9 protein-coding genes are annotated in these 13320 nt (G+C 59.7%); 3 read left to right on the forward strand and 6 right to left on the reverse strand.

Going from position 1 to position 13320, the window contains the following annotated elements; translation table 11 throughout:
* Nucleotides 1-10: 10 nt before the first annotated feature.
* The 4 genes from H3L91_RS05670 to H3L91_RS05685 form a co-directional block, all read right to left on the reverse strand.
* Nucleotides 11-214, reverse strand: a complete 204-nt coding sequence (locus tag H3L91_RS05670) for a DUF2788 domain-containing protein (protein WP_007342639.1) — start codon at nucleotides 212-214, stop codon at nucleotides 11-13.
* A 189-nt stretch (nucleotides 215-403) separates the two neighbouring features.
* On the reverse strand, nucleotides 404-1573 hold the full coding sequence (gene metZ / locus H3L91_RS05675) for an O-succinylhomoserine sulfhydrylase (protein WP_007342641.1): 1170 nt from the start codon (nucleotides 1571-1573) through the stop codon (nucleotides 404-406).
* A gap of 241 nt (nucleotides 1574-1814) precedes the next feature.
* Nucleotides 1815-2516, reverse strand: coding sequence for a lipoprotein-releasing ABC transporter ATP-binding protein LolD (gene lolD / locus H3L91_RS05680; RefSeq protein ID WP_007342642.1), 702 nt, complete (start codon nucleotides 2514-2516; stop codon nucleotides 1815-1817).
* A complete protein-coding gene (locus tag H3L91_RS05685; protein ID WP_040659478.1) occupies nucleotides 2509-3756 on the reverse strand; it encodes a lipoprotein-releasing ABC transporter permease subunit in 1248 nt (415 codons plus the stop codon). Before H3L91_RS05685 ends, lolD begins: the two co-directional genes overlap by 8 nt.
* 129 nt (nucleotides 3757-3885) lie before the next feature.
* Between H3L91_RS05685 and ttcA the strand changes: the two genes are divergently transcribed.
* Together ttcA and H3L91_RS05695 are read left to right on the forward strand one after the other, a co-directional pair.
* Nucleotides 3886-4827, forward strand: a complete 942-nt coding sequence (ttcA, locus tag H3L91_RS05690; protein WP_007342644.1) for a tRNA 2-thiocytidine(32) synthetase TtcA — start codon at nucleotides 3886-3888, stop codon at nucleotides 4825-4827.
* Between the two features lie 209 nt (nucleotides 4828-5036).
* Entirely contained in the window at nucleotides 5037-6773 is a 1737-nt protein-coding gene (locus H3L91_RS05695) for a Pycsar system effector family protein (RefSeq protein WP_007342646.1), read from the forward strand.
* Nucleotides 6774-7358: 585 nt separating this feature from the next.
* On the opposite strand, the gene H3L91_RS05700 is transcribed toward H3L91_RS05695, so the two are convergent.
* On the reverse strand, nucleotides 7359-8885 hold the full coding sequence (locus tag H3L91_RS05700; RefSeq protein ID WP_007342648.1) for a polyamine aminopropyltransferase: 1527 nt from the start codon (nucleotides 8883-8885) through the stop codon (nucleotides 7359-7361).
* A gap of 394 nt (nucleotides 8886-9279) precedes the next feature.
* Between H3L91_RS05700 and H3L91_RS05705 the strand changes: the two genes are divergently transcribed.
* On the forward strand, nucleotides 9280-11592 hold the full coding sequence (locus H3L91_RS05705) for a TonB-dependent siderophore receptor (protein ID WP_007342650.1): 2313 nt from the start codon (nucleotides 9280-9282) through the stop codon (nucleotides 11590-11592).
* 311 nt (nucleotides 11593-11903) lie between these two features.
* Here the strand turns inward: H3L91_RS05705 and H3L91_RS05710 are convergent, their stop codons facing one another.
* A complete protein-coding gene (locus H3L91_RS05710) occupies nucleotides 11904-13316 on the reverse strand; it encodes an SLC13 family permease (protein WP_370992035.1) in 1413 nt (470 codons plus the stop codon).
* Nucleotides 13317-13320 lie beyond the last annotated feature (4 nt).

A 13320-nucleotide genomic window follows, 5' to 3' on the forward strand; every position in this document is an offset into this window, starting at 1 on the left:
AAGCTCGGGCTTATTTTTTGATGAGGAAGCCGATCAGCAGTTCTTTGAACAGGAAGCCGAACACGCCGAGGCCGAGGACGAAGAAGAGGATGAACATGCCGAATTTGCCGGCGTTGGATTTTTTGCCGAGGTCGTAAACGATAAAGCCGAGGAAGATGACGAGGACGGTGAGGCAGACGCGCATGGTCCAGGCTGTGAATTCCGCTTCGCTCATTTCGGGTTTCCTTTCGGGGTTGTGCGGGGGTGGTTTTGGTTTTTCAGACGGCCTCTTTCTCTTTACTTCGGGTTTGAGGCCGTCTGAAAAACAGCTTTTGTTTGCGTCGGGGTAAACCGCGTGCGTGGCCGTGCCACACACCCTACCTTAGGGGAGGAGGCCGTCTGAAAAAGCGGACGGACGGGCGGTTTATTTCATGGCCTGTGCGAGGTCGGCGATGAGGTCGTCGGGGTGTTCGAGGCCGATGGCGATGCGCAGCAGTCCTTCGCGGATGCCGGCTTCGTGTTTGGCTTCGGGGGACATGCGGCCGTGGGTGGTGGTCCAGGGGTGGGTGATGGTGGAGCGCACGTCGCCGAGGTTGGCGGTTTTGGAGAAGATTTTGACCGCGTCGAGCAGTTTCCACGCGGCTTGCTGCCCGCCTTCCACTTCAAAGGCGATGACGATGCCGCCGGCGGCCTGCTGTTTTTGCACCAAATCCGCCTGCGGGTGGTCGGCAAAACCGGCGTGGCAGACGTGTTTGACTTGCGGCTGGTCGCGCAGCCAGGCGGCGATTTTGTCGGTGTTGGCGCATTGTTTTTCGATGCGCAGCGGCAGGGTTTCCACGCCGCTGAGCAGCACCCAGGCATGGAAGGGCGACATGGAGAGGCCGCAGGCGTTCATGTACATCTGCACCTGCTGCATGAGTTCTTTGCGGCCGACGATGACGCCGCCCTGCACGCGGCCGTGGCCGTCGATGGCTTTGGTGGCGGAGTGGACGGACAGATCCGCGCCGAATTTGAGGGGCTGCTGCAAGGCGGGGGTGAGGAAGCTGTTGTCCACTACCAAAAGCGCGCCGGCGGCGTGGGCGATGGCGGCGAGTTTTTCGAGGTCGGCCACTTCGTTGAGGGGGTTGGACGGGGTTTCCAAAAAGAACATTTTGGTGTTGGGGCGGACGGCGGCCTGCCATTGGGCGGGGTCGGTTTGGGAGACGAAGCTGATGTCGATGCCGAAGCGGGCGATGTGGTTGTTGAGCAGGCCGACGGTGGTGCCGAACAGGCTGCGGCTGCATACGAGGTGGTCGCCCGCGCTTAAAAAGGTGAGGATGGCGGCGTTGATGGCGGCCATGCCGGTGGCGGTGGCAACGGCGGCTTCCGCGCCTTCGAGGATGGCGATGCGGCGGGCGAATGCGGCGGTGGTGGGGTTGGCGGTACGGCTGTATGTGTAGCCTTGTTTTTCGCCTTTGAAGAGGGCTGCGCCGTCGGCCGCGCTGTCGAACATGAAGCTGCTGGTAAGGAAGAGGGCCTGGTTGTGTTCGTTGAACTGGGTTTGTTCTTTCGCGCCGCGTATGGCGAGGGTTTGCGGGTGGAGGGTGTCGCTCATGGGGAAATCCGTTTGTGAAATCGGGTAAAGGCGGCATTCTGCGCCTGTTTGCGGGCGGTTTCAAGGCGGGGCGGTTGGAGGCCGTCTGAAAAGCGGGGTTTCAATGAGGTTAAAAACGGCTTTCAGACGGCCTTACCATTCGAGGCAGGCCGGGCATTTATGCCCGGCATTTTTTCAATCGGCCGGTGTTTGTCCGTCGGGCATAAATGCCCGACCTACCTGTCTGCGTTTTCAGACGGCCTTATCCTTCCAGCTGGCCGTCGGTCATGGTGAGCACGCGGTCGAAGCGGGCGGCGAGTTGGTCGTCGTGGGTTACCACGACGAGGGCGGTGCCCATTTCGGCTTTCAAGTCGAGCATCATGTCGAACACTTTTTGCGCGTTTTGGCGGTCGAGGTTGCCGGTGGGCTCGTCGGCCAGCAGGCAGGCGGGTTCGGTTACGAGGGCGCGGGCGATGGCGGCGCGCTGGCGTTCGCCGCCGGAGAGTTCGCCCGGGCGGTGGCGCACGCGCTCTTTGAGGCCGGCTTTTTCCAGCATGGCCAGTGCGCGTTCGCGGGCTTGGGCTTTGGGGGTTTTGCCGATTAAGAGCGGCATCATCACGTTTTCCAGCGCGGAAAATTCGGGCAGCAGGTGGTGGAACTGGTAAACGAAGCCGAGGTGGCGGTTGCGCAGCGCGCTGAGGGCTTTCTGGCTCATCTGCGCGAGGTCGCTGCCGAGCAGGGAAACGCGGCCGGAGGTGGGTTTGTCGAGGCCGCCGAGGATGTGCAGCAGGGTGGATTTGCCGCTGCCGGACGCGCCGACGATGCCGACGCTTTCGCCGGCGGCGACGCGCAAATCGAGGCGGTCGAGCACGCGCACATCGAGTACGCCGTCGTTGTAGCTTTTGCAGACGGCCTCGCAGTGCAGCACGGTTTGGCCGGGGGCGGCGGGGTTGGGTTTATTCATAGCGCAGTGCCTCCGCAGGTTCGGTTTTGGCGGCGCGCCAGCTCGGGTAGAGGGTTACCAGGAGCGAGAGGCCGATGGAGATGGCGGCGATGGCGGCCACGTCGCTCCATACGACGTGGGAGGGGAGGTAGTCGAGGAAATACACTTTCGATTCAATCAGTTTGCGCCCCATTAAGCCTTCAAACCATTTGAGTATCGCGCCGATGTTGTAGGCCAGCACGAGGCCGAGCAGGGTGCCGGCGAGGGTGCCGATGAGGCCGAGCAGCGCGCCCTGCACGAAAAAGATTTTCATGATGCCTGCGGGCGGCAGGCCCTGGGTGCGCAGGATGGCGATGGCTGACTGCTTTTCGGTTACGGTCATGATGAGGGTGGAGATGAGGTTGATGGAGGCGACGAGGCTGATGAAAAACATGATGACGAACAGCATTTTTTTCTCCAATTCCACGGCGTTGAAGTAGGACTGGTTGCTGAACGTCCAGTCGCGCGCCCACACTTTGTCGCTTGCGGCGGCGGGCAGCAGGCGGGCGACGATTGTGGGGGCGTTTTGCGGGTCGGCCAGTTTCAGGCGCAGGCCGCCGAAGCCGGTTTCGGTGCGGTAGAGGGTTTGCGCGTCGCGGATGTGGGTCATGGCCAGCGAGTTGTCCAGTTCGTAGATGCCGGTTTTCACCGTGCCGACGAGGTTGAACTGTTTCAGGCGCGGCACCATGCCGGCGGGGGTTACGTTGCCTTCGGGGGTGATGACGGTTACTTTGCCGCCTTTTTCCACGCCCAGCGCGTCGGCCAAATCCTGGCCGAGAATGATGTCGAACTCGCCCGCTTTGAGGTCTTCAAAGCGGCCGTAGGGCATTTTCTGCCAGTAGTCGGCCACCTGTTTTTCCTCGGCCGGCTCGATGCCGCGCAGCTGCACGCCGCGCACTTCGCCGTTGTTGGCCAAAAGTGCCTGATCGGCGATGTAGGGCGCGGAGCCGACGACGTTTTTGTTGCCCGATACCAGTTTGCGCAACTCCTGCCATGTGCCGCCTGCGGGGTCGTAGTAGCCGATTTCGGCGTGCGGCGCGACGCTGAAAAGCTGGCTGCGCACGTCTTTCTGAAAGCCGTTCACCACCGAGAGCACCACGATCAGGGCGGTTACGCCGATGGCGATGCCGATGATCGAAATCGCGCCGATAAACGACATGAAGCCGCTGCGTTTTTTCGCCCGCAGATAGCGCAGGCCGATCCATGTTTCCAGTGAAAGCATTGTGGGTTTACCGCTGTGTTGCCAAACAAAGGGCGGCATTGTACCCGAAAGGCCGTCTGAAAATCCCGTTTCAAAGTTTTCAGACGGCCTTTCGGGTACAATGCCGCCTTTTTTGCGCGGAACGCTGCCATGTCCCACAAACCGAAAACCGAACACGAAAACAACAAGCTGCACAAACGCCTGCGCCATGCCGTGGGCGACGCGATCAACGATTTCAACATGATCGAGCCGGGCGACAAAATTATGGTCTGCCTCTCCGGCGGCAAAGACAGCTACGCCCTTTTGGACATTCTGCGCCAGCTCCAATCGAGCGCGCCGGTTGATTTTGAACTCGTCGCCGTCAACCTCGACCAAAAACAGCCCCGCTTCCCCGAAGAAGTGCTGCCGACCTATCTCGAAAGCATCGGCGTGCCGTATAAAATCGTGGAAGAAGACACCTATTCCACCGTGAAACGCGTGCTCGACGAAGGCAAAACCACCTGTTCGCTGTGCAGCCGCCTGCGCCGGGGCATCCTCTACCGCACGGCAAAAGAGCTGGGCTGCACCAAAATCGCCCTCGGCCACCACCGCGACGACATCCTCGCCACCTTGTTTTTAAACATGTTTTACGGCGGAAAACTCAAAGCCATGCCCCCGAAACTCGTTTCCGACAACGGCGAGCATATCGTGATCCGCCCGCTGGCCTATGTGAAAGAAAAAGACCTGATCCGCTACGCCGAAATCAAGCAGTTCCCCATTATTCCGTGCAACCTCTGCGGCTCGCAGCCGAATCTGCAACGCCAGGTGATCGGCGACATGCTCAAAGACTGGGACAAACGCTTCCCCGGCCGCATCGAATCGATGTTCTCCGCCCTGCGCAACGTCGTTCCCTCGCATCTGGCCGACACCGAGCTTTTCGACTTCGCCGGCTTGGAACGCGGCCAAACGCTGAAACACGGCGGCGACTTGGCCTTTGACAGCGAAAGCGTGCCGGAGCGTTTTTCAGACGGCCTCGATGAAGACGAAGGCGAAGTCAAAATCGCTAAACCGCGCAAAGTATTCAATATTCTCGACAACCGGGCCAAAGGCTGAATGGCGCAAGCGTAAAGGCCGTCTGAAAAACACGTCAAACACGTTTTTCAGACGGCCTTTACTTATTCTCACCCTTCATCCGCATATGTAAATTATCCGCAACATACTCTTCCCTGCGGTGCAGGCCGTTTAGAATGTCCCGCGAAATGCGGCGAAAACGCGCGATTTTGCCGCATCTTTGCCGATTCAACCGACAAACGGAGAGCAATATGCAAGAGCAAAACCAAAACCTGCCGCCTGAGGAAGCCGCACGGCCAAACGGTACACCGCAGCCGCAGAGGCCGTCTGAAAACACGGAAAACAAGGAAAACACGGCGGCGGATGCTGCTCCGGTGCAGGAGAAAAAAGCCAAACGCCGCAAAAAAAACAGGAGAGGCCGCCGTGCCGATAACGCGCTGGGCACCAGCAAGGGCGTGGAAACCATGTTCCGCAACGCCGTGCGCTCCGAAATGGAGCTGTTGGCGCTGGCGGCCACCAAAGCCAATATTATGATTTCGCTGAACGGTTTTATCGTGTCGGCACTGATGATTTCGGGGGCGTTTGTTTTCTCGTCTTCGCCCGAATTTCTGATTCCCGCCAGCACTTTTATGGTAACGGCGGCTGCGTCTATCGTGTTTGCGCTGCTGTCCGCCTCGCCCGAGCGCATCGGCAAAATGCGCGCCCTGCGCGAATGGCTCAAAGACTGGGTATTCCGCAGGGCGAAGCTCTCCGATTTCAAAAGCCGCGTGCTGGCCAAAGACAACCGCTTTTTCGGCGGCGAACCCAATGTGCTGATTTACGAAGACTGCGTCAAAATCCCGCGCGAGGAGCATTGGCAGAAAATGCAGGACGTGATGGCTGACCGCACGCAGGTCTATGAAAAGATGAGCGACCATCTCTACTGGCTCGGCCTCTTGGCCGACAAGCAGTTCAAATACATCAACCTTTCCTATGCCGTGTTCCGCTGGGGGCTGCTGGCCTCGCTGGCGGCCTTTGTCGGCGTGAAAACCATTCCCTCGCTTACCGCGCCGCAGCAGGGCAATCTGGCTGAGTTGCGCACGATGGGCATCAATGTGTTCAAAGGCGTGTACGAACCTTCGGCCGTGCAGCAGCTTCCCGACGGGCGCATTATGGTGGCCGAAGACGAGCCGAACCATGCGTTCAGTATTTTAAGTATCGATAAAAACGGTAATTTCGTTGAAGACGAAGCACTTGATACCCGCATCATCACCGGCTTCAAACGCAAGCTCAACGACCTCGAAGCCATGACGCGCGACGACGAGGGCTTTATGTATGCCATGACTTCGCATTCGCGCAACCGCAAAGGCCAGCGTTCGCCCGACCGCGAGCACCTGATGCGCTTTAAAATCCAAAACGGCGAAGTGATCGGGCTGACCAGCTACGACGGCCTGACCGATGTTTTGGAAAAAGACCCAGCCCTGCATGATCTGATCCGCGAAAAAACCAGCGCCGAAGTGGTATTCGACGAAATCAACATCGAAGGGCTGGCCTTCGACCCCGTGAAAAAACGGCTGGCGTTGGGTTTCCGCGATCCCGAGTTCAATAATATGGCGCTGATCGCCTTTATCGCCAACCCCAAAGAGATGATGGAGAAAAACGCCAAGCCGGTGTTTGACGAGGTGGCGATACTCGATATCGACGGCGGCGGCATCCGCTCGCTCAACTACGACCCCGTGCTCAAAGCCTACATCATTGCCAACGAAGTCAAAGGCGATACCGGCGAGAAATCCTCAACCCTGTGGAAATGGAGCGGCAACCCCAAAGACGAGCCGCAGAAGCTCAACCTGCCCAACCTGCACCACATGACCAATGTCGAAGCCGTTGATTCAGTAAATATCAACGGCAGGCAGATGCTGCTCTTGATGGGCGACGAGGGCAGCGCGGAAAAAGGCATGACCGCCAAATACATGCTGGTGGACTACAACCGGCTCGGGCACAACGAATAAGATTGGCGGACAAAAGGCCGTCCCCGCCTACGCGGGCTGACGTTTCTGAAAAACCGTTTTATAGGTTTTGGCTGCGCCGAAGCGATGTTTTCAGACGGCCTTTCCCATGGTCTGGCACGCCTGCTTAAAACATCCGATACGGCAAAGAGGCCGTCTGAAAAGTGTTTTTGGCTGCGCCGAAGCCGCGCTTTCAGACGGCCTCTGCCGTTTTGTAGGGTGTGTGGCGCAGCCACGCACGCGGTTTGGAATTTGCGGGGAAGATGAAGATTCGCTGCACGACACAGACCGCGTGCATCACCTCGGGGCGACACACCCTACGTTTGGTTGGGCACGCCGGATATGGTAAAGAGGCCGTCTGAAACTTGGCAGTATGCTTTTCAGACGGCCTCTGCCGCTGTGTAGGGTGTGTGGCGCAAGCCACGCACGCGGTTTGGGATTTGCGGGGAAGACGAAGATTCGCTGCACGACACAGACCGCGTGCGTCGCCTCGGGGCGACACACCCTACGTTTGGTTCGACATGGGGTGGTTTTTCAGAAACGTCATCCCCCTGCGTAAGCGGGGACGGCTTCCGAATCTTCTCATGGCTAACGGATCACGTTGCGCCAGTCGTTTTCAAAATAGTTCACCAGAATCTGTGTGTTCAAATGATTCGGCTCAACCTTGCGCCGTGCCATGTCGGGCGGGAAGCGGAACATTTCGGCAGCGGTTTGGGCGTTGAGGTAGCGGGCAGGCACGTCGAATTTTTGCGGCACGGCAAAATCTGTGTCGAAACCGGCCAGCACAAAGCCCCATTCGCCGAACGAGGGCACATAAACGTGATAGGGCGCGGTGTGCAAGTCCGCCGCTTCGAGGGTGGCGACCACCGACCAGTAGGCGTTGGGGGCGAAATAGGGCGAGGTGGACTGCACGACGATTTTCCCTTGCGGCGCAAGGTGTTGCGAGACAAGGCGGTACATTGGCACGGAATAGAGTTTGCCCAGCGAGAAATTCGAGGGGTCGGGCAGGTCGATGATGATCACGTCGAATTTTTCCCGCGCGGTTTCCAGCCATTTGGCGGCGTCGGCGTTGACAACGTGCATTTTCGGGTGCGACAGCGAGCCGTGGTTTAACGCGCTCAGGGCGGCGGAGGTTTTGAACACGGCGGTCATGGCGGGGTCGAGATCGACCAGCGTGATTTTTTTAACCTGCGGATATTTCAGCACTTCCCGTGCCGCCAGCCCGTCGCCGCCGCCGAGGATTAAGATGTGTTCGGCGTGTGCGGCGGTCTGCATGGCGGGCAGCACGAGGGCTTCGTGGTAGCGGGCTTCGTCGCGCGAGGAAAATTGCAGGTTGCCGTTGATGTAAAGGCGGGTGTCGTCTTTCCAGCGCGTTACCACCAGCCGCTGATAGGGCGAGTGGCTTTCGTACACAATCGGGTCGCCGAAATAGCTCTGCTCGGCTTTGAGCGTGATGCGGTCGGCGTAGGCAAAGGCGGCGGCGAGCACGGCCAAGACGAGAAAAGCACGCAGGCGCACGGTGCGGTAGTTTGGCAGATCGGCTTTGAACACGCGGGCGGTGAGGTAGGCGACGGCGGCATTGAGGATGCCGAACAGCAAGGCCGAACGCGCCATGCCCAAACGCGGCGCAAGCACCAGCGGAAACAGCAGCGACACCGCCAATGCGCCGAGATAGTCGAAGGTTAACACGCGCGAGACCAGTTCTTTAAAGTCGGCCTCTTGGCGGTTTAACACGCGCATTACCAAGGGAATTTCCATGCCCACCACTGTGCCGACAATCAGCACAAAGGCGTAAAGCAGGGTGCGGAACGGCGCGGCAGACAGCCCGAAGGCGACAAACAAAGCCAGCGCGGACAGGCCGCCCACCACGCCCACCAGCAGTTCGATTTCGACAAACCGCGCCAGCGTGTCTTCGTCTTTGATGTATTTGGTGAGGTGCGCGCCGATACCCATCGAAAAGAGATACAGGCCGATCACCGATGAAAACTGCAAAATGCTGTCGCCCAGAAGATAGCTGGCCAGCGCGGCGATGACCAGCTCGTAGGCCAGCCCGCAGCTGGCGACGACGAAGACGGAAATAATCAGAGTGCGGTGCGAATGCGGACGGAGATTCATGTTTTCAGACGGCCTGTTGCGAAGCGGCGGATTATACGGCAGACGGGGCGGGAGGCCGTCTGAAAGCGCAGTTTCGGCGCAGCCAAAACGCGTTTTATCGGTTTTTCAGAAACGTCATCCCCGCGTAGGCGGGGACGGCCTCTGCCGCTTTGTAGGGTGTGTGGCGTAAGCCACGCACGCGGTTTCGGATTTGCGGGGAGGACGAAGATGCGTTGTGCGGCAGGGAGCGCATGCGTCGCCTTGGGGTGGCATCCTACGTTTGGTTCGGCATGGGACGGCCTGCACCCATTACCGGCGCGGCAGTTAATCCTTTTTAACTATTCCGTTGTACCGATAAAGCCAGTTTTACTTTGTTTCTATAATTCTTCGCTTAAATTTACACAGGGAACACTCAATGAAAACCGGAATACTCGTCGGCCTCGCCGCCCCGCTGCTGGCCGCTGCACCCGCATTGGCGGCCGAGCCGCAGGACGAGGGCGCGCCCGCCGCCCAACTCGAAGCCGTGCATGTGCAGGGCAAAAGCCGCTCCACCCGCACCGAACACCGCGACTCCTTCACCACCTCCGCCATGCGCACCACCACCGGCCTCGCACTCTCACCCAAAGAGACCCCGCAGTCGGTCAGCGTCATCACCAAAACCCAGCTCGAAGGACGCGGCATCAGCAGCCTTGAAGACGCGCTGCGCACCACCACCGGCGTAACCGTATTGCGCGATTCCGACCGCGCCCGCTTCCAGTCGCGCGGCTTTTACATCGACCAGATCGAAGAAGACGGCATCTCCTCCTCCATTTCCAGCTTCGTCGGCGACACCATCCACAACGCCGAAAGCCTCACCGACCTCGCACTCTACGACCACATCGAAGTCGTGCGAGGCGCAACCGGCCTCACCCAGGCCGACGGCGAACCCGGCGGCACCGTCAACGCCGTGCGCAAACGCCCCACTGCCGAGCGCAAACTCAGCGGCAGCCTCGGCTTCGGCCGCTACGACGCCTACCGCGCCGAACTGGACGCCTCAGGCCGTCTGAACGCCTCCGGCAGCATACGCGGCCGCTTCGTCGCCGCCGGCGAAAAATCCGGCTCCTTCACCCAGCGCGTCAACAGCCGACAACGCCTGCTCTACGGCGTGATGGATTTCGACCTCGCCGACAGCACCACCCTCACCGCCGGCGCGATGCACCAGCACCGCGACGCCGTGCCCGACGTTTTCGGCCTGCCGCGCGGCAGCGTGGAACACCCGCTGGATCTGCCGCGCGACAGCTACTCCGGCGCGTATTGGAACGACAGCCGTTTCAGCAAACTCAACTTTTTCACCGAGCTGCGCCACCAGTTTGACGACAACTGGCGGCTCACCAGCACCCTCGACTACCGCCGCGACCACGCTTTGCGCGAATATTCCGCGCTCAACAGCACCCAGTTCTGGCAGAACAGCAACGGCTCCATCTTCGCCAGCGGCAGCCGCCGCGCCGACAACGACGCCAAACAAATCGCCTTCCAAAACATCCTCACCGGCCGCTTCCAAGCCCTCGGCCGCAGCCACGACGTATTCGCCACCTACGGCTACAACCGCCGCCGCACCGAATCCGAAACCATGCAGCACTGGGATTTGTGGGTCGATCCCAATGACCCGAACAACCAGTTCTGCGCCGGCATGGGCTGGCCGCGCTGGTGTGATCCCACGCTCAGCCGCTATTTCCCGCTCAATCCCTTTAACGGCGGCCTGATCCCCCGCCCACAGTGGGACAAACTCGCCGATCTCGATTACCAATACAACCCCATCCACCGCCGCCAGGAAGAAAAAACCGTCTCGCACGCCGTCAGCGCGGGCATCCGCTTCAACCCCACAGACAACCTGCACATCCTCGCCGGCGGCCGCTACACCCGCTGGAAATACCGGCTGGATGCCTACGACATCCTCCATCCCACCCCCCGCTACCTCGAAGACCTCGCCCAAAACAGCAAACGCAGCCGCTTCGTTCCCTATTTGGGCATCACCTGGGACTTCACCCCGCAGCAAAGCCTGTACGCCAGCTACACCGCTATCTTCAAGCCCCAGCTCGACAAGCGCGGCGAAAACGGCAGCTACCTGCCGCCCGTAACCGGCACCAACTACGAAATCGGCTGGAAAACCGCCCTGCGGCAAAACCGGCTGAACACCGCCGTCGCCCTGTTTTGGATCGACCAGAAAAACCGCGCCGTGTATTCCCACGACGACGACGACGGCATCGCCGTGTACAACAACAGCGGCCGCGTCGTCAGCCGGGGCATGGACGCCGAAATCTCCGGCCACCTCACCGACAACTGGCAGCTGTTTGCCGGCTACACCCTCAACGCCAGCAAACACCGCAACACCGGCGACGAAGGCGAAGCCGGCGCGAATTACAGCCGCCACACCCCGCGCCACATCTTCCGCCTCTACACCCGCTACCGCCTGCCCGGCGCGGCGGCCAAATGGAGCATAGGCGGCGGCCTCAGCAGCCAGAGCCGCACCTCCGACTACTACGACCAGCCCCACCTGCGCCAGGGCGGCTACACCCTGTGGAACGCCGACATCCAATACCAGCCCACCCCCAACATCCGCCTCAGCCTCATCGGCAACAACCTGTTCGACAAGCGTTACTTTGAAAACAACGCCAACCGCAGCAACGGCGGCTACAACTTCTACGGCACCCCGCGCACCCTGACCTTCAAAGTAAATTGGCAGTTTTAAGCCGCCCGCAATCGGCAAGGCAGCCTGAAAGCCTTTTCAGGCTGCCTTTTGCAAACAAACGGACGGTTTCAGACCGCATTCTCCATACTGATCCGCAGGCCGTCTGAAAAACCTTTCAGACGGCCTTTCGGCAATGGGTGGACACTTTCAGACGGTCTGCCCGAACCATCATCAATGCCGTCTGAAAGCCCGTTTTTTGCTTTCAGACGGCCTCTTTTCTGAATTATTCCAACGGTGGTGCGGAAAGCAAAAGGCCGTCTGGAATCCTTAAAACGGTTTCAGACGGCCTCTGGCAAACTAAGCAACGGCGTTTACATCAAAAAGAAATACGCCCACGCCGCTACCAGCGCGATGCTGAGGATATTGAGCACCATACCCACTTTGAGCATATCGCGCTGGGTGACGATGCCGGTACCGAACACAATCGCATTCGGCGGTGTAGCCACCGGCAGCATAAAGGCGCAGGAGGCGCCGATGCCGATGATGAGCACCATCACTTCCTTGGGCATGCCCATCTGTTCGGCCACGCTGGCAAACACCGGCACGAGCAGGGCGGCGGAGGCGGTGTTGCTGGTGAACTCGGTGAGGAAGATGATGAAGGCGGACACGGCGAGGATCACGATAAAGGGATGCGCCAGCACGAAGGTGCTCGCCATTTCCTGACCCAGCGCGGCGGAAGCGCCCGATTTTTGCAGCAGCGTGCTCAGGGTGATGCCGCCGCCAAAGAGCAGCAGCACGCCCCAGTCGGTATTGCGCGCCACTTCGCGCCAGCGTACCACGCCGAAAATCACCACGGCCACGGCGGCGGTGAGGGCGACGAAAGAGTCGGGGCTGGAAATGCCCAGCTCTTTTTTCAGCGTGTCGCCGAAGATCCACGCCACGGCGGCAGCCAGGAAAATCAGCATGGCAATCACACGGTGCAGCGTCCACGGGATGTCTTCGTGTTCCACCTGTACTTTGGCCGACAGATTGGGCTTGAGCACCACAAACAGCGAAAACAGCATCAGCGGCAAGAGCGCCAGCATCATCGGCAGGCCGAACTTCATCCAGCCGGCAAAATCCAAGCCCAGCGCCTTGGCGGCAATCGCGTTCGGCGGCGAGCCGACCACCGTACCCAGCCCGCCGATGCTGGCGCAGTAGGCGATGCCCAAGAGCACGAAGACAAAGGTGTTGCGGTCTTTTTCCTTGTCCAGATGGCTCATCAGCCCCATTGCCAGCGGCAGCATCATCGCCGCCGTGGCCGTGTTGCTGATCCACATCGACAAAAATGCGGTAACGGCAAACAGCAGGTGCACGGCGACAAAAGTATTGCCGCGCGAGAGCGAAATCAGCCACACGGCAATTTTGCGGTCGAGCTTCTGCATATGCAGCGCCGTCGCCAGCGCAAAGCCGCCGAAAAACACATAGATAATCGGATCGGCAAAGCCCGCCAGCGCGGCCTTGGTGTCCATATCGGGGATTTTGAACAGAATGGCAAACAGCGGTACGATCAGCGCGGTCACGGTAATGTGTACCGCTTCGGTGAACCACATAATCGCCACGAAGGCCAGAATGGTCAGCCCCTTATTGACATCGCTGTCGTAGGGCAGGATTTGGTAGAGCACCGCACTGATAAGCGCGGCAACGATGGCGATCACCAGCCCGCGAAAATCGGTTATCGGCGCCTGCGCGCTCAATAACTCGACGTTTTCCGGCTGCTGTTCGCTTTTCGGTTTGTCGGTCATGGAA

This window comes from Neisseria bacilliformis, assembly GCF_014055025.1.
GTDB classification, from domain to species: Bacteria; Pseudomonadota; Gammaproteobacteria; order Burkholderiales; family Neisseriaceae; genus Neisseria; species Neisseria bacilliformis.